The 742-nt window shown below is 62.3% G+C and carries 1 protein-coding gene; it reads right to left on the bottom strand.

The features are described 5' to 3' along the window. Positions 1–50: 50 nt before the first annotated feature. The coding region (locus tag Q4481_RS24585; protein ID WP_304379065.1) for a coniferyl-alcohol dehydrogenase at positions 51–742 on the bottom strand (692 nt) is incomplete at its 5' end.

Here is a 742-nt window from a genome sequence, read left to right as displayed (position 1 = left end):
GACGGACTTGCCGCCGATGATCTGTTGGATCTCAATCATGGTCATTCTCCTCAGTAGCCGAGCACGTCGGCATTGATCGATGCTTCGAGGCCGCCGTCATTGGCGATATTGGCGCCGTTGATCCAGCGCGCGCCGTCGGATGCCATGAACAGCACCACCGGGGCGATGTCGGAGGCGGTTGCGGCACGGCCGACACGGGCGATATCGCTATCGACCTTCGCATCGCCGAGAACCGAGCGGAATTCCTTGAGGATGACCGTCTCGACCGGACCCGGGCTGACGCTATTGACGCGAATGGAACGGTCCTTGAACTGGGGATCGTGGGCGGCCAGCTGGGTCCAGAGGATCAGGAGTTCCTTCGACAGCGGATAGCCGATCTCGTTGGGAACATCATTGTCGGCCATGACCTTGGCGATATCGGGAAAGCCCTTGACGCCGACCATTCTCTTGGCGCGGTCGAGATTGGCGCGCCAGCCGTAACCGGCGACGGAGGCGACATTGACCACGGAACCGCCTTCGCGGATGCGGCCGGCGACGGCTTCGGTCAGGGCACGCAGACCGTAGAAATTGACCGCAAGCGTCTTCTCCGCGCCGACCGTGCCGGAAATGCCGGCGATATTCAGAAGCGCATCGAAGCGGTTCGGCAGCTGTGCAACGATTGCAGCAATTCCGGCAGGTGACGAGATGTCACCCTGCAGGAAATTCGGGCCCGGATTGGCCGGCGCGCGCACATCGATCCCGA

The organism is Fluviirhizobium alvei (genome assembly GCF_030551875.1).
GTDB classification, from domain to species: Bacteria; Pseudomonadota; Alphaproteobacteria; order Rhizobiales; family Rhizobiaceae; genus Rhizobium_E; species Rhizobium_E alvei.
This window is presented reverse-complemented; position numbering and strand designations above follow the sequence as displayed.